The 18,498-nt window shown below is 64.5% G+C and carries 18 protein-coding genes; all 18 read left to right on the forward strand.

All coding sequences use genetic code 11. The features are described 5' to 3' along the window. Positions 1 to 61: 61 nt before the first annotated feature. The gene (locus H1S04_RS13260) at positions 62 to 472 is read left to right on the forward strand and encodes a transposase (RefSeq protein ID WP_181745531.1); all 411 of its coding nucleotides are present in this window, start codon (positions 62 to 64) and stop codon (positions 470 to 472) included. Continuing rightward, complete coding sequence (tnpB, locus tag H1S04_RS13265; protein WP_112312267.1) at positions 469 to 819, forward strand: IS66 family insertion sequence element accessory protein TnpB; 351 nt, start codon at positions 469 to 471, stop codon at positions 817 to 819. Before H1S04_RS13260 ends, tnpB begins: the two co-directional genes overlap by 4 nt. 58 nt (positions 820 to 877) lie before the next feature. Further along, the gene (locus H1S04_RS13270; RefSeq protein WP_181745530.1) at positions 878 to 2,530 is read left to right on the forward strand and encodes an IS66 family transposase; all 1,653 of its coding nucleotides are present in this window, start codon (positions 878 to 880) and stop codon (positions 2,528 to 2,530) included. Continuing rightward, positions 2,527 to 3,129, forward strand: a complete 603-nt coding sequence (locus tag H1S04_RS13275) for a plasmid pRiA4b ORF-3 family protein (RefSeq protein WP_181745529.1) — start codon at positions 2,527 to 2,529, stop codon at positions 3,127 to 3,129. Before H1S04_RS13270 ends, H1S04_RS13275 begins: the two co-directional genes overlap by 4 nt. A gap of 146 nt (positions 3,130 to 3,275) precedes the next feature. After that, on the forward strand, positions 3,276 to 4,043 hold the full coding sequence (locus H1S04_RS13280) for a hypothetical protein (protein ID WP_181746028.1): 768 nt from the start codon (positions 3,276 to 3,278) through the stop codon (positions 4,041 to 4,043). 12 nt (positions 4,044 to 4,055) lie between these two features. After that, complete coding sequence (locus H1S04_RS13285; protein ID WP_181746029.1) at positions 4,056 to 4,862, forward strand: hypothetical protein; 807 nt, start codon at positions 4,056 to 4,058, stop codon at positions 4,860 to 4,862. Between the two features lie 109 nt (positions 4,863 to 4,971). Next, complete coding sequence (locus tag H1S04_RS13290; protein WP_181746030.1) at positions 4,972 to 5,370, forward strand: hypothetical protein; 399 nt, start codon at positions 4,972 to 4,974, stop codon at positions 5,368 to 5,370. A 199-nt stretch (positions 5,371 to 5,569) separates the two neighbouring features. Further along, on the forward strand, positions 5,570 to 6,607 hold the full coding sequence (locus tag H1S04_RS13295; protein ID WP_181746031.1) for a LacI family DNA-binding transcriptional regulator: 1,038 nt from the start codon (positions 5,570 to 5,572) through the stop codon (positions 6,605 to 6,607). A gap of 233 nt (positions 6,608 to 6,840) precedes the next feature. Further along, on the forward strand, positions 6,841 to 7,785 hold the full coding sequence (locus tag H1S04_RS13300; RefSeq protein WP_181746032.1) for a sugar ABC transporter substrate-binding protein: 945 nt from the start codon (positions 6,841 to 6,843) through the stop codon (positions 7,783 to 7,785). A gap of 85 nt (positions 7,786 to 7,870) precedes the next feature. Continuing rightward, a complete protein-coding gene (locus tag H1S04_RS13305; RefSeq protein ID WP_181746033.1) occupies positions 7,871 to 8,947 on the forward strand; it encodes an ABC transporter permease in 1,077 nt (358 codons plus the stop codon). Positions 8,948 to 8,960: 13 nt separating this feature from the next. Continuing rightward, complete coding sequence (locus H1S04_RS13310) at positions 8,961 to 9,791, forward strand: ATP-binding cassette domain-containing protein (RefSeq protein WP_181746034.1); 831 nt, start codon at positions 8,961 to 8,963, stop codon at positions 9,789 to 9,791. Between the two features lie 23 nt (positions 9,792 to 9,814). Next, positions 9,815 to 10,747, forward strand: coding sequence for a sugar ABC transporter substrate-binding protein (locus H1S04_RS13315; RefSeq protein ID WP_181746035.1), 933 nt, complete (start codon positions 9,815 to 9,817; stop codon positions 10,745 to 10,747). Between the two features lie 91 nt (positions 10,748 to 10,838). Next, positions 10,839 to 11,738, forward strand: coding sequence for a sugar phosphate isomerase/epimerase family protein (locus H1S04_RS13320; protein ID WP_181746036.1), 900 nt, complete (start codon positions 10,839 to 10,841; stop codon positions 11,736 to 11,738). 10 nt (positions 11,739 to 11,748) lie between these two features. Next, positions 11,749 to 12,756, forward strand: a complete 1,008-nt coding sequence (locus H1S04_RS13325) for a Gfo/Idh/MocA family protein (RefSeq protein WP_181746037.1) — start codon at positions 11,749 to 11,751, stop codon at positions 12,754 to 12,756. Positions 12,757 to 12,765: 9 nt separating this feature from the next. Next, complete coding sequence (locus H1S04_RS13330; RefSeq protein WP_181746038.1) at positions 12,766 to 13,572, forward strand: TIM barrel protein; 807 nt, start codon at positions 12,766 to 12,768, stop codon at positions 13,570 to 13,572. Continuing rightward, entirely contained in the window at positions 13,573 to 14,697 is a 1,125-nt protein-coding gene (locus H1S04_RS13335; protein WP_181746039.1) for a Gfo/Idh/MocA family protein, read from the forward strand. Beyond that, positions 14,684 to 16,591 carry a 5-dehydro-2-deoxygluconokinase gene (gene iolC, locus H1S04_RS13340; RefSeq protein WP_181746040.1) on the forward strand — a complete coding sequence of 636 codons (1,908 nt, stop codon included), beginning with the start codon at positions 14,684 to 14,686 and terminating at the stop codon, positions 16,589 to 16,591. Before H1S04_RS13335 ends, iolC begins: the two co-directional genes overlap by 14 nt. A 66-nt stretch (positions 16,592 to 16,657) precedes the next feature. Further along, positions 16,658 to 18,496 (forward strand): 3D-(3,5/4)-trihydroxycyclohexane-1,2-dione acylhydrolase (decyclizing), encoded by a 1,839-nt coding sequence (gene iolD / locus H1S04_RS13345; protein ID WP_181746041.1) that lies wholly within the window; start codon positions 16,658 to 16,660, stop codon positions 18,494 to 18,496. Positions 18,497 to 18,498: the final 2 nt, after the last annotated feature.

An 18,498-nucleotide genomic window follows, 5' to 3' on the forward strand; every position in this document is an offset into this window, starting at 1 on the left:
GTAAGCTCCCGGTGAGGACCGTCTGACGCTGAAGGCGGGATGGATGTAGGAGGCTGAAGCTATGGACACCCATAGCTTCAGTTCCCAAGTCGAGGTTCTCTCGGTGACCGATAGTGGTCGGCAGCGTCGCTGGTCGGCTGCCGAGAAGATCCGTATCGTCGAGGAAAGCCTGTCGCGCCCGCGCAGCGTGGCGCTGACGGCGCGGCGTCACGATATCTCTCGCGCGTTGCTGACGCGCTGGCGGAAGGACTATCGCGAGGGCCTTCTCGGAAATGAGCCTGCCCTGACCTTTGCGCCGGTGATGATTGCTGCCGAACCTGTGCCTGTATCGGTATCACCTGCGGCAGAGCTGGAGATCTCCGATGCCGTCACAGTCGCGATCACACTGGTGAATGGCCGGCACCTCGTGGTTCCTGCGGGAATTGACCCGGTCATTCTGGCGCGGCTGCTTCCGGTGCTGGACAGCGCATGATCGCCTTTCCGGCGGGGGCGCGCGTGTGGATTGCAGGCGGGGTGACGGACATGCGGTGCGGGATGAACAGCCTGGCGCTGAAGGTCCAGCAGGGCCTGGGTCGCGATCCGCACGGTGGCGAGATCTTCTGCTTCCGGGGGCGCAAGGGTGACCTGATCAAGGTGTTGTGGCACGACGGGGTCGGCATGTCGCTGTATCTGAAGCGGCTGGAGGCGGGGAAGTTCATCTGGCCGGTGAGCCAGAATGGCTCAGCCGTTCCGGTTTCGGCGGCGCAGCTCGGCTATCTTCTGGAAGGAATCGACTGGCGCAATCCGCGCTGGACGCAGCGGCCTGCCTCGGCGGGTTGATAGTCAAAATACCCTTGTTTTATTGGACTATTCCGGGGTTTCGTGATAGGTCTTCGGCATGTCGGAGACCACCTCGGAGATCGCTGTTCTGCGCGCCGCACTCGCCGCGGCAGAGACTCGCGCATCTGCCGCAGAGGACGCCTTGGTCGCCGCCAAGGGGGAGTTGACCCAGGTTCAGGCGATCGTCTCGGCCTCTGAAGACATGATCCGGCACCTCCGACTGCAGATCGCCAAACTCCGCCGCGAGCAATATGGCCATGGTGCCGAACGCCATGCCCGGCTGATCGAGCAACTGGAGATGCAGCTCGAAGACATCGAGACCGACATTGCCGATGACCGGGCCAAAGCCGAGGCGACGGGCCCGAGGGCGATGGTCGCGGCCTTCGAACGCCGCCGCCCAGCCCGCAAGCCGTTCCCCGAGCATTTGCCCCGCGAGCGCGTCGTGGTTAAGGCGCCGACTTCCTGCACTTGCTGTGGTTCGGCGCGCATCGTGAAGATGGGCGAGGACATCACCGAGACGCTGGAGGTGATCCCGCGGCAGTGGAAGGTCGTGCAAACCGTCCGCGAGAAGTTCACCTGCCGCGACTGCGAGAAGATCAGCCAGCCGCCAGCGCCGTTCCACCCGACACCCCGGGGCTGGGCCGGCCCGAACCTGCTGGCCATGGTGCTGTTCGAGAAGTTTGGCCAGCATCAGCCCCTGAACAGGCAGGCCGAGCGCTATGCGAAGGAGGGCGTCGAGATCAGCCTCTCGACCCTGGCCGATCAGGTCGGGGCCTGTGCCGTGGCGCTGCAGCCGATCCACGATCTGATCCGCGCCCATGTCCTCGGCGCCGAGCGATTGCATGCTGACGACACGACCGTGCCGCTGCTGGCCAAAGGTGGCACGCAAACCGCCCGGCTCTGGACCTATCTGCGGGATGACCGGCCCTTTGCCGGTGGGGCGCCGCCGGCAGCGCTCTATTACTTCTCAACCGACCGCAGGAAAGAACACCCGACCCGGCATTTGACGGGCTGGACCGGCATCCTGCAAGCTGACGCCTATGGCGGTTACAACGATCTCTATCATGCCAGCCACAGGCCCGCGCCGGTGCTGAGCGCGCTGTGCTGGTCGCATGCCCGGCGCAAGTTCTTCGAACTGGCGGATATCAAAGCCACGGCCCGCAAGGGCAGATCGGTGGCCGAGGAGATCTCGCCCATCGCGCTGGAATCGGTCAAACGCTTCGACGCCATCTTCGATGCCGAGCGCGAGATCACCGGCCTGACCGCCGAGGCCCGCCATGACGCCCGTCAGCGGCTGGTGCGCCCGATGGTCCAGGATCTGCACAACTGGTTGCGGACCGAACGCGCCCGAATGTCGAAGCACAACCCCGTCGCCAAGGCGATCAACTACATGTTCGAGGAGGACGGCCGCTGGGACGCCTTCACCTGCTTCCTCGATGATGGCCGCATCTGCCTGACGAACAACGCAGCAGAACGCGCGCTGCGGGGCGTCGCCCTCGGGCGGAAAGCCTGGCTCTTCGCCGGATCTCCGCGCGGTGGCGACCGCGCCGCCTTCATGTATTCCCTGATCGTCACGGCCAAGATGAATGACGTCGACCCGCAGGCTTGGCTGGCCGATGTCCTTGCCCGGCTGCCGGACATACCCCTGTCGCGCCTGCCGGAACTTCTTCCCTGGAACTGGTCGCAAATACCGCAAAGGAGGGCCGCATGACCCTGATCGCCCGCCTCCGGATCCTTCTGAACGACGTCGATCCTCAGCCGATGCGCCATATCGAGGTGCCGCTGAAGATCAGGCTCGACCGGCTGCATGAGGTGGTCCAGGCGGCGATGGGCTGGACGGACACCCATCTCTACGAATTCAGGGCCGGGGGGGCGGGCTGGGGCGTGCCCGGTCCGGACGGATTCTACGACGGCCCGATGCCCGCGAAGAAGGCGACGCTGCAGAAGGTGCTCGAGGATACCGGCGTCAGGACGATCCAGTATGTCTACGACTTCGGCGATGACTGGGACCACAGCATCCGGATCGAGCGGGTCACCGAGGCCACCCCGGGCGTGACCTATCCAAGGCTTCTGAAGGCCAGCGGGGCCTGCCCGCCCGAGGATGTCGGCGGTGCTCCGGGCTACGAGGAATTCCTCGAAGCCCTCGCAGATCCGGACCACGAGCAGCACGACGACATGGTCGGCTGGTCAGGTGCAACCTTCGATCCCGAAGATGCCAGGATCGACAGGATCGTCGAACGCTTTGACCAACTCGCGAAGAAATGGTCCCCGCGGCCCGGCAAGCCCAAAGCACCCAAGCCCACTCCCTGAGCACGGACACCCGTCCGCGGCCTACGCCGGATGGTTACGCTGACCATGCCATGCGGTTGTTTTCGGTATCACGGTGCTGATTTTGTCTGGTGACGATCCGCGCACATTCGGTTTAAATTGCGTCAGTTTGTGCAGCAGGTCTGGTAGTGTCGATCCTGATTGATGATTTCGCGAATGCCGATACGCTTCGGCCTTTTGTCGACGGCCGCCTCAGGGCTTATGAGGACAAGGCTGTCGCCCTTCTCCGCAAGCATTTTCAGCCCGCGGCCGGAATAGCCGACGATACCGACCTGCGCCGTTTTGTCTCACTTTGTCATGATCGCGCGAAGGCGCGTGGCATTGTCTCAGAGAAGGAGCTGCTGCATTACCTGACGATCGCGTTCCGCTGGGGCGCCGGTTTCGAGGAAGATCCGCAATATCGCCCCTATCTGCGGCGGGCCATGTGGCTGGTCGAGGAGGATCGCGCGGTCACGCTTTCAGATACGGCGCTGCTGCGCGAGGAAGCTGCGCATTGGGACGCTGTGATCGCGGACGACCTGGCGAGCCCGGCGCATATCCGGGACGGGCTTTTCAACCTCTATCGGCGCGGGGTCCCGGATCCGGGCTATGCGCATGTGCTGCGGCTGTTGCAGCGGGTCTATCCGCAGCGCTTTCAGACGGTGCCGGAGGCCGATTGGATTGCCTTCTGCGACGACGTCAATGCGCGGATCAGCGACATCCCTCTCGAGGTTGTGGATATCTATTGCTGTATCGTGCTGGCCGTTTATTTCGGTGCCGACTTCATCAATGACCCCCGCTTTCCCTGGATGCGCGCGACGCTCGCCAGCGGGACACGCAATCTGGAGGAACGGCGTATCGCGTTCGGCGAGGCTGTTCTGGGATATTATCAACGTCTGACCGGCGCGCAGGCCTGAGGGAGAACGTCCATGGCGCTCGCATTGAACAGATTCACCACCGACTGTGAACGCTTCTGGTCGACTGCCATGTCCAGCCTCAGCCAGGCGATCCCGGCCCCCTCACCGGTCACACCGCTGACCCGAACCGGCGCGGCGACCGCGCCGCCCGGGGTGGCGGAGGAGGTCGAGGAATATGGCAGCATGACCGACCCCGAATGCACCACCGGCACCTGTTGCGACCATCCGGTATGGCTGAACACCGCCAGGGGCGAACTTGGCACCCGAGAGGTTTCCGGCCGCAAGGGCAGCAATCCCCGGATCGATGAATATATGCGCTCGACCGATATCGCGGCGTCTTACCACCATGACGGAACCGCCTGGTGTTCGGCCTTCGCCAACTGGGTGTTGGAAAACACTCCCAATCCCAAGACGCCCGGCAAGAACTTCACCGGCTCGAACAGCGCGGGTTCCCAGGTCTGGATGAATTGGGGCAGCGATACCAAGGCGGAGCCTTTTGTCGGGGCGCTGATCGTGATCCGATGGAGTTCTACCGGGACCGCCGGCCATAACACTTTCATCGTCGGTGAGACGCCCGACGGTAAATATTGGTGGGGGCTTGGCGGCAACCAGGGTATCGCCAATGACGACAGCGACGAGGGCCTTGTGGTAAATGTGGCGAAATACCGCAAAAACAGCACCATCCGCTCGATCCGAAAGCCGCCGAATTTCAACCCCTGCGATAAATACAAGAAAATTCCCCAATATACCGATGATGAAGTCATGGCGAAGTTCGGAAAGGAATCGGGCAGTGCGCAGGACTATAATTCGACTCGCTAGGCTGTGTTTCACGGCGCTCCTGCTGACCGGCTGTCCGGCATTCGCGGATCCGCCCGGAGAGGAAGAATGCCTGAATGAAGGCGCGGCCTATTCGGATTGTGTCTATGCCGTGCAAGAGGCGAAAACCGTTGTCAGCACCGAACGCCAGATCCCGGGTTCGTCCTCGCTGGGGCTGCTGAACATCACCTATATCATCGCTGAATTTGGCGGTCTTCGCGACGGCATGGACCCGAATGTCGCCGCCTTCCTGAAGTTCGATTACCGGATCGACGGGCAGCTTGTGCGCAGCGACCAGAAGAAGGTCGGCGACTTTCTCGGCTTCGATGCGTTTTCGCGCGGCCAGGCGGGCATATACAGTTTCGCTGGCAAGGTGTTTTCGGACGAGAAGGGCTGCCTGGTCGCGGTCACCTATGATGTCGATGCGCAAGATTACACCGTCGCCATGCGCCGCAATAACGGCCCGCTGCCCGATCTGTGGGTGACGAAGCGGACCGGAAACTGCGACTGAGGCGGGGCGGGCCGGGCGGTCTGTTCGGGCGCCACGCATATTCCGGCAACCGGTCATTGACTACCTCGACCGAGGCGGCTTCCGCCCCGAGCAATCGCTGCAGCGCGCATGAAGCATTGGATGCGCATCCGATGGCCTCCGCTTGCCATGATGCCGCCCATCGCTGATAGTTTGCATCATCAGGGAATGTGAACGCATCATGGACAGACCGACGATCGCTGATCTCGCCAAGGCTGCAGGCGTCGGAACGGCGACGGTCGACAGGGTCTTGAATGGCCGCGCGAATGTGCGTGCCGAAACCGTCCGGCGTGTGCATGAAGCGGCCGAGAAGATCGGCTATCACGGTGCGAATGTCATCCGCCACCGGATGCTTGCCGACAAGGCCGAGTTCCGACTTGGCCTTATCCTGCAAAAGCCCAACCACGCCTTCTATCAGGAAACGCAACGGATCTTCGAGGCGCAGGCCCGCGCCTGCACCTTGCGTCGGGTGCAGGTCACCACGAAATTCATGGAAGATCCAAGCCCGGAGGAACTGGCCCGCCTCTTGGCCGCGATGAAGGGGCGGGTCGATGCCGTGGCCGCGACCGGCATCGATCACCACGCCGTCACACGGGTGGTGCAGGACCTGCGCAGCGCCGGCATCCCGGTCTATTCCCTGCTGTCGGATTTCGCGCAGGGGGTGCGGGAAAGCTATTTCGGCACCAACAATATCCGGGTCGGGCGCATTGCCGGATGGTTCATTTCGCGGCTGGCGCGGCGCCCGGGAAAAGTGGGGGTGTTTATCGGCGGCCCCCGGTTTCATGGCCACGAATTGCGCGAAACCGGCTTTCGCAGCTATTTCCGCGATACCGCGCCGCAGTTTCAGATGCTGGAAACGCAGATCAATCTGGAAACCCGCAAGCTGACTTATGAGGCGACCGCAAATCTGCTGTCGCGTCATGACGATCTGATCGGTCTTTACTGTGCCGGCGGCGGTATGGAGGGCGCGATCCAGGCCGTCCGCGAGATGCGCAAACCCGGCGCATTTGTACTGATCGTCAACGAATTGACGCCGGATTCGCTGGCCGGGCTGCATGACGGAACGCTCAGCGTGGTGCTGGCCACGCCGGTGCGCCAGATCGCGGCGGACCTGATCGTGCAGATGATCGAGACCTCGGAAAAGGGGTTTGCGGAAGTGCCCGGCCAACGGTTTTTTCCCGCGCTGATCTGGACGCCGGAAAGCGAAATCATGATGTAACCACATCAATCATCGGACATGATTGCATCAGGAATGATGCAATCTGCGGTCCGAATGTGTTGATTGCAGCGATCTGATGCCGAATCCTTTCCCTACCTCCCGGGGAGGGGAGGAAGCCAGCGACAGCTGCGACCCAGGCTCGCTTCCGCTTTCAGCGGAGGGCACAGCTGCGGCCGGGCGGCGGGGCTGAACAAACAGCGGCACCCGCAACGCCGCACAGGGAGGAAAATGAGATGAAAAATCTGTTGCTGTCGACCGCGATGGTCGTGGGTATGGCGGGCGGGGCATCCGCCGAAACCGTCGGGGTTTCGATGGCGCTGTTCGACGACAACTTCCTGACCGTTCTGCGCAACGGGATCCAGGAAATCGCCAAGGGGATGGAGGGCGTCGACGTCCAGATCGAGGATGCGCAGAACGATGTCGCCCGGCAGCTGGACCAGATCAACAATTTCATCGCCAGCGGCGTTGATGCGATCATCGTGAACCCGGTCGATACCTCGGCGACGCAGGCGATGACCGATGCGGCATCCGCGGCGGGCGTGCCGCTGGTCTTCGTGAACCGTCAGCCGGTCAATGTCGATACGCTGCCCGACAATCAGGCCTTCGTCGGCTCGGACGAGGCAGAATCGGGGACGTTGGAAACCATTCAGGTCTGCGAATTGCTGAACGCCGCCGGCAAGACCGAGGCGAATGTCTATGTCCTGATGGGCGAGCTGTCGAACCAGGCGGCGGTGCAGCGGACCAAGGACATCCATGACGTGATGGACAGCGGCAAATGCAAGGTCACGTTGAATATCATAGACGAGCAGACGGCGAACTGGCAGCGCGACGAAGCGCAGAATCTGATGACCAACTGGCTGTCCGCGGGCACGCCCTTCGATGCCGTCATCTCCAACAATGACGAGATGGCGATCGGCGCCATTCAGGCGATGAAGGCATCGGGCCTCAAGATGGAGGACGTGATCGTCGCCGGCGTCGATGCCACGCGGGACGCGCTGCAGGCGATGGCGGCGGGCGATCTGGATGTCACCGTCTTCCAGGACGCGGCGGGGCAGGGCAGCGGCGCACTGGACGCGGCCCTGAAGCTGGCGAAAGGCGAGGCGGTTGAGCAGAAGGTCATGGTGCCCTTCCAGCTGGTGACGCCGGAAAACATGGTCGACTTCGCCGAGAGCAACTGACTGAGATCGCAACGCATTCGGGCGGCGCGTCGCGTGTCGCCCGCAGACTGGCCAGGCGGGACGCGTCCCGCGAGGGGGATGAAACATGTCGCATACACCAGACGGAGTCGGAGGACTGAGCTTTGACGGATCAGGACGCAGCCTTCCCGCCGAGGCCGGTGTCGCCATCGCGCTGGTCCTGATCGTCCTCGCGTTCGAATTGCTCGGCCGGTTGCTGATGCATGACAGCTTCCTGCTCAACACGCGCGACAATGTTCCGGGCCTCTTCAACCAGGCGCGTCTGCAGATCATCATCCTGCAGGTTTCGATCATCGGGATCATCGCGCTGGGGGTGACGCAGGTCATCCTGACCGGCGGGATCGACCTGTCCTCCGGCTCGGTCGTGGGCATGACCGCCATGATCGCGATGAGCTTTGCCCAGGTGGGCGAGATCAACGGCCTGCCCAATACCCGTGCCGTCTTCCATGACCGGGGCTGGGTCGATCTGCCGGTCATCATCCCCGTGGTGATCGGACTGCTTTGCGGTATCGCCTGCGGGCTGATCAACGGGCTGCTGATCGCATATACCCGCATTCCGCCGTTCATCGCGACGCTCGGCCTGATGGTCTCGGCGCGCGGGGTGGCGAAATGGTGGACGCAGGGGCAGCCGGTGTCCTTTCCGACGCCGGGCTATGCCGCCATCGGCGCAGGCATGATGCCGGTCATCATCTTCACCTGCCTGGCGATCCTGTTCCACCTGATCATGAAATACACCGTCTATGGCAAGCACACCTATGCCATCGGTTCGAACGAGGCGGCGGCGCGGATGTCGGGCATCGATGTCGCCGGTCACAAGGTGCTGGTCTATACCATCGCCGGGTTGCTGGGCGGGATCGCCGCCATCGTGCTGAGCGCCAAGAACCTCACCGCGCAGGCCGGAATGGGGGTGATGTATGAGCTCGACGCCATCGCCATGGCGGTGATCGGCGGCATCTCGCTGTCGGGGGGGCGGGGGACGATCCTTGGCACCGTGCTGGGGGCGCTGATCTTCGGGGTCATCATCTCGGGTTTCACCTTCCTGCGGCTGGACGCCTATTATCAGGAAATGGTCAAGGGCGCGATCATCGTCGGCGCCGTGGTGCTGGACCAGTGGCGTCAGCGCCGCTCGGCCTCAAGATTCTGAAAGCGAGGGGATCATGGCAAGCGATCTGCAGACGGACATCTCGGGCGGCGATGCGCCCCGACCGGGCGACGCGCCGGGCGATGTCATCCTGCGCACCGAAGGGCTGACCAAGCATTATGGCGGCGTTCACGCCCTGGTCGATTGCAATTTCGAGATCCGCAGGGGCGAGCATGTGGCGATCATGGGCGATAACGGGGCCGGGAAATCGACCTTCGTGCGCCAGATCACCGCGGTCGAACAGCGAACCTCGGGCAGGATCTGGTTCAACGGCGATTACGTCGAATTCGACGGCCCGCTGGCCGCGCGCGAGGCGGGGATCGAGACTGTGTTCCAGACGCTGGCGCTGGCCGATCATCTGGACGTGCCGGACAACCTGTTCCTGGGGCGGGAAATCCGCAAATTCAACCTCGGGCCGTTCTCGATCCTCGATTACAAGGCCATGCACGCGGCGACCCGGCGCGGGCTGGAAAAGACCGGGGTGAAGATCCCCAATATCCGCAACACCATCCAGAACATGTCGGGCGGGCAGCGCCAATGCGTGGCCATCGCCCGCACTGCGACCTTTCATTCCAAGCTGACCATCATGGACGAACCCACGGCGGCGCTGGGCGTGCAGGAGACCGCGCAGGTCGAAAACATCATCCGGGCGCTGAAACAGCAGGGCGAGCCGCTGATCCTGATCAGCCACAACATGCGGCAGGTGATGGATCTGTGCGACCGCATCGTGGTTTGGCGGCGCGGCCGCATCTGCGCCAACCTGCGCAAGGAAGACACCGATGGCGAGGATGTCGTCGCCTATATCACCGGCGCCAAGACGCAGCCGGAATACGCATCCGCCGCATGAACCCGAAGGGAGAGGGCTTGAGCATGATCCGAAACTATGTGGCGTTCCCGTTTCTGATGGCCGGTCTGGGGCTGGGGGGCGCGGCCATGGCCGACACACGGGTGGCGGTGTCGATGACGGCCTTCGACAACCCATTCCTGACCATCATCCGCGAGGGCATCGCGGCCGAGGCGGAAAAGGAAGGCGATGTGGAACTGGTGTTCGAAGATGCCCAGCTTGACGTGGCGCGGCAGCTGGATCAGGTGCAGAATTTCATCGCCGACGGCTACGACGCCATCATCGTGAATGCAGTCGACGGCAGTTCCACCACCGCGATCACCAAGGCTGCGGTCGATGCCGGCGTGCCGCTGGTCTATGTGAACCATCCTCCCGGCGATGTGGACAGCCTGCCTGAAGACGTGTCCTTCGTCGGCTCGAACGAGGTCGACAGCGGCACCATGCAGACCCGGCAGGTCTGCGCCCTGCTGGGCGGCAAGGGCAAGGTTCTGGTGATGATGGGGCCGCTGGAAAACCATTCTGCCATCACCCGCACCAAGGATATTCACGACGTGATCGCCACCCCGGACTGCGCCGGGATGGAGGTGATCGAGGAGCAGACGGCGAACTGGAACCGTGGCGAGGCGCAGGATCTGATGACCAACTGGCTGACCTCGGGCGTCGATTTCGATGCGGTCATCGCCAATAACGACGAAATGGCGATCGGTGCGATCCTGGCGATGAAGGCTGCGGGCATGTCGATGGAGGATGTGGTGGTCGCTGGCATCGATGCCACCCCGGACGGCTTGGCCGCGCTGGCCTCGGGCGATCTGGATGTGACCGTCTATCAGAACGCCGTGAAGCAGGGCGAAGTCGCCTTGCAGACCGCCGTTGCCATGGCGGGCGGCGCCAGTGCGGATCGCAACATCTGGATCCCGTTCGAGCCGGTCACCCGCGAGAACATGGCCGATTACCAGTAACGCCCACGCCGGCACGGCTTTAGGCGGCCTCCGCGCCCGTCCGGTTGCGCCCCGCCCCCGATCTGGCCACCGCTGATGCAAAGGACAGAAGATGAAGATCGCTCTCGACCCGTTCATGCACCGTCATCTGACGCTGGAACAGCTTCCCTCGAAGGTTGCGGCGCTTGGCTATGACTGGATCGAACTGTCGCCCCGCGCCGATTTTCTGGAATGGTTCAAGGCGCCCCGCGTTTTTCCGGGCCGGGTGAAGGCGTTCAGGCGGGCGCTGTCCGATGCGCAGGTCGGCATCGCCTCGCTGCTGCCGATGTATCGCTGGGCCAGCAATGACGAGGCCGAGCGGCAGGCCGCCATCCGCCACTGGAAACGCGCCATCGAGATCGCGGTCGAACTGGGCGTCGACACCATGAACAGCGAATTCGGCCGCGGTCCCCATCCCGACAAGGGCGGCTGCTATTGCTGCCACACCGGCAGCATGATCGAGGCCTGCGAGGACGCCTGGTGGCGCAGCATGGACGAACTGGTGCCGATCCTCGAGCGCGAGGGCATCAGCCTGCATATCGAACCCCATCCCGAGGACTGGACCGAAACGCTGCAACCCTCGGTCGATCTGATCCGCACGGTGAACTCGCCGCGCGTCAGGTTTCTGTATTGCACGCCGCATACCTTCTATTTCGGTGATGATACGGTGGCGATGCTGCGCGAATGCGCCGATGTGCTCGCCCATGTCCATGTCGCCGATACCTTCAACCACAAGGCCAGCAGCGGCCTGCGCTATATCGTCAATCCGCCCGGCGCGACCGCGCGCGTTCACCAGCATCTGAATATCGGTCAGGGCGAGGTGCCGTGGGATGATGTCTACCGCACGCTGGCCGAGATCGGCTTTGACGGCATCATGACCGCCTGCGTCTTCGCATGGGAGGACAAGGCCGACGCCTCGGGCACATTCATGCGCGCTGAAATGCAGCGCTATGTCGACGCATACTTCAGGTGAGGACAGGAATATGGCCGTGAGAATTGGCGTGATCGGGACAGGCATGATCGGCCGCGATCATACGCGGCGCATCCAGCAGGTGCTGGCCGGGGCAGAGGTCGTCGCGCTCAGCGACTATCATCCTGCGGCGGCGCGGGCCGTGCGGGCGGATCTGGTGCCGGCGGCGCAGGTCTATGACCTGGGCGAGGATCTGATCGCGGCGGCGGATGTCGATGCGGTGCTGGTCACCTCGACCGGATCGACGCATGAGGCCTATGTTCTGGCCGCCATTGCCGCCGGCAAGCCGTGCTTCTGTGAAAAGCCGCTGGCGACCACGGCCGATGGGGCGAAGCGCATCGTCGATGCCGAGGTCGCACAGGGCCGGCGGCTGGTTCAGGTCGGCTTCATGCGGCGCTATGATGCGGGCTATGTGGCGCTGAAACAGGCGACGGGCCGGATCGGCGCGCCGATCATGGTCCATGCCGCGCATCGCAACCCCACCGTGCCAGCGGCTTACGGGACGCCCATGGCGATCCATGACACGCTGATCCACGAAATCGACGTGCTGCGCTGGCTTCTGGATGACGACTACGTCTCGGCCCGCGTGCTGTTCCCGCGCAAGGCGGCGCGCGCGCATGACGGCCTGCGCGATCCGCAGGTGGTGGTTCTGGAAACCGCCAAGGGGGTTCTGATCGATGTCGAGATCTTCGTGAACTGCCATTACGGCTATGATATTCAATGCGAAATCGTGGGCGAGGACGGCATCGCCAGACTGCCCGAGCCGATGGCGATCCAGACCCGTCTGAACGCCATGCTGCAAAACCCGATCCTGACCGACTGGAAGGATCGCTTCGTCGACAGCTATGACATCGAACTGAACGACTTCATCAGGGCGGCAGGCAGGGGCACCGCTTCGGGACCGTCCAGCTGGGACGGCTATGTTGCCGCGATCACCTCGGATGCCTGCGTGACCGCGCAAGGCACCGAAGGCGAGGCCGTGGCCATCACCCTGCCGGATCGTCCGGCACTGTATGATTGAGGGGCAGCGATGCGTTTTGCCATCAATCATATCTCGGCGCCGAACCTGCCGCTGGCGGAGTTTTTCGCCATGTGCCGCCGCATCGGCGTGTCCGAGGTGGAGATCAGGAATGACATTCCCGATGTGCTGGGCGGCATGACACCGCAGGCCGTCCGCGCCGAGGCCTGTGCCCAGGGGATCACCATCCTGTCGATCAACGCAGTCTACCCCTTCAACCTCTGGTCGGGCGATATGCCCGATCGGGCGCGGCGCATGGCCGATTATGCCAGCGAATGCGGGGCGCAGGCGCTGGTCATGTGCCCGCTGAATGACGGCAGCAAGGTGCCGCATTCGGCGGTGGTCGCGGCGCTGGATGGGATCAGGCCGATCCTGATCGAGCATGGATTGACCGGACTGGTCGAGCCTCTGGGCTTCCCCATCAGCTCGCTGCGGACCAAGGCCGAAGCGCTCGCCGCCATGACCGAATCCGATGAGAACGGCGTCTTCAAGCTGACGCATGATACCTTCCATCACCATCTGGCGGGCGAGACGCAACTTTATCCGCACCGCACCGGTCTCGTGCATATCTCGGGCGTCACTGATCCGACGCTCGCGGTGGAAGATATGCTGGACGCCCATCGGGTGCTGGTCGACGGCGCCGACCGGCTGGGCAACCGCGCGCAGATCCGCGCGCTGCTGGCGGGCGGCTATGACGGGCCGTTCAGCTTCGAACCCTTCGCCGAGGACATCCACGCGCTCGCCGATCCCGAGGGTGCGCTGCGCGCCAGCATGGCCTTTGTCGCTGCACAGATCGAGCCGCGCACGGAGGACGGATAGATGATGGATCACCCGCTTGGCGTCGCGCTGATCGGCACCGGGTTCATGGGCAAATGTCACGCCATGGCCTGGCGCAATGTCGCCACGGTCTTCGGCGGCGCCCATCCGCGGCTGGAGGTGCTGTGCGACATGCCCGAAACCCGCGCCCGCGATTTCGCCAGCCAGTTCGGTTTTGCCCGCGCCAGCGCTGACTGGCAGGCGGCCATCAGCGATCCGGCGGTGGATGTGGTCTCGATCACCACGCCGAACGGGCTGCATCGTCCGATGGCCGAGGCTGCGCTGCGGGCGGGCAAACATCTCTGGCTGGAAAAGCCGATGGCGCTGACGCTGGCCGATGCGCAGGCCATGGCCGATCTGGCGGCCGCACATCCCGGACAGGTGACGATCCTGGGCTATAACTACCTGCGCAGTCCGGCCTTTCAGGCGGCGCGCGAGCTGATCGCATCGGGCAGGATCGGGCGCCCGCTATCCTTCCGGGGCGTCTATGACGAGGATTATTGCGCCGATCCGGGCCTGCCCTGGAGCTGGCGGATGACCCATGAAGGCGGCGGCTTGGGTGCGCTTGGCGATCTGGGCTGCCATCTGGTCAGCCAGATGGTCGCGCTGATGGGCCCGGTGGCCGAGATCACTGCCATGACCCAGATCGCGGTGCCGCAGCGCCCCTCGCCCGAGGGGCCGCGTGCGGTCGAGAACGAGGACAGCGCGTTTGCGCTGATCCGCTTCGCCAGCGGCGCGCAGGGATCCTTTGCCACCTCGCGGGTGGCGCATGGCCGCAAATGCCGGCTGCAATGGGAGGTGCAGGGAACCGAAGGCACGCTGGTCTTCGATCAGGAAAACATGAACCAGCTTTGGGTGCACCGTGCCGGGGATGCAGGCTTTAGCCGCCACCTGACCGGCCCCGATCAGCCGGATTTTGCCGCCTTCTGCCCCGAACCGGGGCATAATTTCGGCTTCAACGAACAGAAGGTGATCGAATGCCGCGATCTGCTGCGCGCCATTGCCGGCGGTGCGCCGGCGCGGCCCGATTTCGCCGAAGGCTTGCGGATCGAACGCATCATCCACGCCATGGCGGCATCGCAGGGCCAGCCCGTGCGGATCGAGGAGGATCTGCATGAAGCCGCTTGACCTGATCACCATCGGCCGATCCTCGGTCGATCTTTACGGAAACCAGATCGGCGGCCGGCTGGAAGACATGGGGTCGTTCAGCAAATATATCGGCGGCTCGCCGACCAATATCGCCTGCGGGACGGCGCGGCTGGGGTTGAAATCCGCCGTCATCACCGGCGTTGGCGACGAGCATATGGGCCGCTTCATCCGCGAGCAGCTGATCCGCGAGGGGGTCGATGTACGCGGCGTCAAGACCGACCCCGAACGGCTGACAGCGCTGGTGATCCTGGGCATCCGTGACGAGGACAGCTTTCCCCTGATCTTCTATCGCGAGAATTGCGCCGACATGGGTCTGACCGAAGCGGATATCGACGAGGATTTTATTGCCGAGACGCGCAGTCTGGTGGTCACCGGCACCCATCTGTCGCATCCGCGCACACGGGCGGCGGTGCTGAAGGCGGTGGATCTGGCGAAGAAGCACGGCGCGCGGACGGCGCTGGATATCGACTATCGCCCGAACCTGTGGGGGGTGGCAGGCCATGGCGAGGGCGAAAGCCGCTTTGTCGAAAGCGCCGAGGTGACGGCCCGGCTGCAATCGGTCCTGCCGCTGTTCGATCTGATCGTCGGCACCGAGGAGGAGTTCCACATCGCCGGCGGCAGCACCGACACGCTTCAGGCGCTGCGCAACGTGCGCGCGATCAGCGATGGCACGCTGGTCTGCAAGCGCGGTGCGCAGGGAGCGGCGGCTTTTGAAGGCGCCATACCGGACAGCCTCGATGACGGGCAGACCGGGCCCGGTTTCCCGATCGAGGTGTTCAATGTGCTGGGCGCCGGAGACGGGTTCTTTTCCGGGCTGATGAAGGGCTGGCTGGACGGGGCGGATTGGCCGACCGCGCTGACATACGCCAATGCCTGCGGCGCTTTCGCGGTCAGCCGGCATGGCTGCACCCCGGCCTATCCCTCGCTGACAGAGTTGGAATTCTTCCTTGATCGCGGGGTGACGCGCCCCGACCTGCGCCATGATGCCGCGCTGGAACAGATCCATTGGGCGACGAACCGGCAGGGCCGGATGGGCGGCGACTGGTCGACGATGCGGGTCTTCGCCTTCGATCACCGCCAGCAGCTTGAGGAGATGGCGGGCTATACTCCTGCGAAGGGCGGGGCCTTCAAGGAACTGTGCCTCAAGGCCGCGTTACAGGTGGCGGATGGCGGACGGGGCTATGGCATCCTGTGCGACAACCGCATCGGGCGCGCGGCGCTGCACGCGGCCAGCGGGTCCGGCCTGTGGATCGGGCGACCCTGCGAATGGCCGGGCTCGCGTCCCTTGGAACTGGAGCTGGAACTGGGCCCCGACTGCGGCGGCCTGCAGGAATGGGCGCGCGAGGAGGTGGTCAAGGTGCTGTGCTTCTGCCACCCTGACGACGACGCGGCGATGCGTGCACGGCAGGAAGCGAAGGTGAAGGAATTGTTCACCGCCGCGCGCCGGAACGGGCTGGATTTCCTGCTGGAGATCATCCCCTCGAAGGTCGGGCCGGTGGATGACATGACCACGGCGGCGCTGATCGGGCAGTTCTATGCGGCAGGGATCTATCCCGACTGGTGGAAGCTGGAGCCGATGCAGACCCGCGCCGGCTGGCAGAACGCCATCGACGCCATCGAAGCCCATGACTGCCACACCCGCGGGATTGTGGTACTGGGCCTCGATGCGCCCGAGGCGGAACTGGCGGCCAGTTTCAGGGTCGCGGCGGGTTTTCCGCTGGTGCGCGGCTTTGCCGTCGGCCGGACGATCTTCGGCGCGGTGGCGCGCGACTGGCTGGCCGGGACGATCGGCGACGAGGCGGCGGTGGCGCAGATGGCGGTGCGCTATGCGCGGTTGTGCGAAATCTGGGATGCGGCGCGGGCGGCGGCGTAAGCGACCGGGGGCTGCGCGCCCCCGGACCCGGCGGGATATTTGCGCCAGAATGAAAAGGGCGGAGCAATGGGCGAGACGATCAGGTTGACGGCGGCGCAGGCGATGGTGCGCTGGCTTGCGGTGCAGATGACCGAAGGTGGCGAGCGCTTCATTGACGGCGTCTGGGCGATTTTCGGGCACGGCAATGTGGCCGGTCTGGGCGAGGCGCTGCACGGAATTGGCGACGCCCTGCCGACATGGCGCGGCCAGAACGAGCAGTCGATGGCCCATGCCGCGATCGCCTATGCCAAGGGCAAGGCGCGGCGGCGGGCGCAGGCGGTGACCAGTTCGATCGGGCCGGGCTCGACCAATCTGGTGACCGCCGCCGCGCTGGCGCATGTGAACCGGCTGCCGCTGCTGATTGTCGCCGGCGATGTCTTTGCCAGTCGCCGCCCCGACCCAGTGCTGCAGCAGGTCGAGGATTTCGATGACGGCACCGTCAGCGCCAATGACTGCTTCCGCCCGGTGGTGCGTTATTTCGACCGGATCACCCGGCCCGAACACCTGCTGACCGCGCTGCCGCGCGCCCTGCGGGTGATGACCGATCCGGCGAATTGCGGGCCGGTCTGTCTGTCCTTCTGTCAGGACGTGCAGGCCGAGGCCTATGACTGGCCGGCAGCTTTCTTTGAACCGCGCGTCTGGCGGATCCGCCGGCCGGCGCCCGATGCGGCCGAACTGGCCGAGGTAGCCGGTCTGATACGCGCCGCGAAAGCGCCGGTGATCGTGGCCGGTGGCGGGGTGATCTATTCCGGGGCGGAGGAGGCGTTGGCCGATTTTGCCAGCCGCCGCAACATCCCGGTGATCGAGACCCAGGCCGGCAAATCCGCTTTGCCGCAATCCCATCCGATGAATTACGGCGCGACTGGCGTCGATGGCTCGGCCGCGGCAAATGCGGTGGCGGCGGCGGCGGATCTGGTGATCGGCATCGGCACGCGGTTGCAGGATTTCACCACCGGCTCGCGCACGCTGTTCGGCGATGCCCGGATGGTGGGGATCAATGTCCAGCCCTATGACGCGGCCAAGCACGGGGCGGTCTCGCTTGTCGCGGATGCGCGGGTGGCGCTGGAAGCGCTGACGGCGGCGCTGGGCGATCACCGCGCGGCGGGTGCGGACCCGGCCCTGCGCGCGGGTTGGCTGGCCGCCGTCGATGCCCATTGCGCCGCGCCTGCCGACGGCAACGAACTTCCGACCGATGCGCAGGTGATCGGCGCGGTGCAGCGCGCGACCGGCGATGACGCCATCGCCATGTGCGCGGCGGGAACCATGCCCGGCGCGCTGAAGCTGCTGTGGCAGCCCGGCTTGCATGGCTATCATATGGAATACGGCTACAGCTGCATGGGTTACGAGATCGCCGGCGCCATGGGGCTGAAGCTGGCCCGGCCGGATCGCGAGGTGATCTGCTTTGTCGGCGATGGCAGCTACATGATGATGAACAGCGAATTGGTGACCGCGGTGATGCGGCGCATCCCCTTCACCGTCGTGCTGACCGACAATCGCGGTTTCGGCTGCATCAACCGCTTGCAGCAGGGTACGGGCGGGATGCCGTTCAACAACCTCTATGTCGACAGCCGGATCGAGGTGCAGCCGCAGATCGATTTTGTGGCGCATGCCGCGAGCATGGGCGCCCATGCGGTGAAGGCGGCCAGCATTGCCGAACTGGAAGCCGAGATCGGGGTGGCGCGCGGCCGTGACATCCCGACGGTCATCGTCATCGACACCACCGCCGCGCCCGGTCCCGGCGACGGGCTTGCCGGGGCCGGCCACTGGTGGGACGTGGCGGTCCCGGCGGTGGGCGACAGCGCGAAATTGCGGGCGGCCTATGCCGATTATCTGGAAAATGCCGCGCGTCAGCGGCTGGTGAATTGAGG

This window comes from Paracoccus sp. S1E-3, from assembly GCF_013868135.1.
Lineage (GTDB): Bacteria > Pseudomonadota > Alphaproteobacteria > Rhodobacterales > Rhodobacteraceae > Paracoccus.

Bases quoted from the DNA above. Each gene is read 5' to 3' on its own strand.
- H1S04_RS13260 (WP_181745531.1), top strand. From the start codon at position 62: ATGGACACCCATAGCTTCAGTTCCCAAGTCGAGGTTCTCTCGGTGACC.
- tnpB (WP_112312267.1), top strand. From the start codon at position 469: ATGATCGCCTTTCCGGCGGGGGCGCGCGTGTGGATTGCAGGCGGGGTG.
- H1S04_RS13270 (WP_181745530.1), top strand. From the start codon at position 878: ATGTCGGAGACCACCTCGGAGATCGCTGTTCTGCGCGCCGCACTCGCC.
- H1S04_RS13275 (WP_181745529.1), top strand. From the start codon at position 2,527: ATGACCCTGATCGCCCGCCTCCGGATCCTTCTGAACGACGTCGATCCT.
- H1S04_RS13285 (WP_181746029.1), top strand. From the start codon at position 4,056: ATGGCGCTCGCATTGAACAGATTCACCACCGACTGTGAACGCTTCTGG.
- H1S04_RS13295 (WP_181746031.1), top strand. From the start codon at position 5,570: ATGGACAGACCGACGATCGCTGATCTCGCCAAGGCTGCAGGCGTCGGA.
- H1S04_RS13300 (WP_181746032.1), top strand. From the start codon at position 6,841: ATGAAAAATCTGTTGCTGTCGACCGCGATGGTCGTGGGTATGGCGGGC.
- H1S04_RS13305 (WP_181746033.1), top strand. From the start codon at position 7,871: ATGTCGCATACACCAGACGGAGTCGGAGGACTGAGCTTTGACGGATCA.
- H1S04_RS13310 (WP_181746034.1), top strand. From the start codon at position 8,961: ATGGCAAGCGATCTGCAGACGGACATCTCGGGCGGCGATGCGCCCCGA.
- H1S04_RS13315 (WP_181746035.1), top strand. From the start codon at position 9,815: ATGATCCGAAACTATGTGGCGTTCCCGTTTCTGATGGCCGGTCTGGGG.
- H1S04_RS13320 (WP_181746036.1), top strand. From the start codon at position 10,839: ATGAAGATCGCTCTCGACCCGTTCATGCACCGTCATCTGACGCTGGAA.
- H1S04_RS13325 (WP_181746037.1), top strand. From the start codon at position 11,749: ATGGCCGTGAGAATTGGCGTGATCGGGACAGGCATGATCGGCCGCGAT.
- H1S04_RS13330 (WP_181746038.1), top strand. From the start codon at position 12,766: ATGCGTTTTGCCATCAATCATATCTCGGCGCCGAACCTGCCGCTGGCG.
- H1S04_RS13335 (WP_181746039.1), top strand. From the start codon at position 13,573: ATGATGGATCACCCGCTTGGCGTCGCGCTGATCGGCACCGGGTTCATG.
- iolC (WP_181746040.1), top strand. From the start codon at position 14,684: ATGAAGCCGCTTGACCTGATCACCATCGGCCGATCCTCGGTCGATCTT.
- iolD (WP_181746041.1), top strand. From the start codon at position 16,658: ATGGGCGAGACGATCAGGTTGACGGCGGCGCAGGCGATGGTGCGCTGG.